Source organism: Pseudomonas sp. AM4(2022), assembly GCF_036346515.1.
Lineage (GTDB): Bacteria > Pseudomonadota > Gammaproteobacteria > Pseudomonadales > Pseudomonadaceae > Aquipseudomonas > Aquipseudomonas paracarnis.
Genome location: NZ_JAOTNW010000081.1, coordinates 1 through 349 on the forward strand (window position 1 = coordinate 1; position 349 = coordinate 349).

1 protein-coding gene is annotated in these 349 nt (G+C 65.0%); it reads left to right on the top strand.

Annotated elements, in window-relative coordinates:
• On the top strand, positions 1–349 hold a 349-nt coding region (locus tag ODQ19_RS28070), incomplete at both ends, for an AMP-binding protein (protein ID WP_330211845.1).

Below are 349 nucleotides of genomic sequence, written 5' to 3' on the forward strand. Positions count from 1 at the left end.
GCGCCTAGTGCACGAGTTGGTGGCCGACCGCGCCCGCGAAACCCCCGATGCCGTGGCAGTGAAGTTCGACGCACAAACCCTGACCTACGGCGAGCTGGACCGCCAGGCCAACCGTCTGGCCCATGCGTTGATCGCCCGTGGCGTTGGTCCCGAAGTGCGCGTGGCTATCGCCATGCCGCGCAGTGCCGAAATCATGGTGGCGTTCCTCGCGGTGATGAAAGCCGGTGGCGTCTACGTGCCGCTGGACATCGAATACCCACGTGATCGCCTGCTGTACATGATGCAGGACAGCCGCGCGCAGTTGCTGCTGACCCACACCAGCGCGTTGCAGCAACTGCCGATCCCAGAC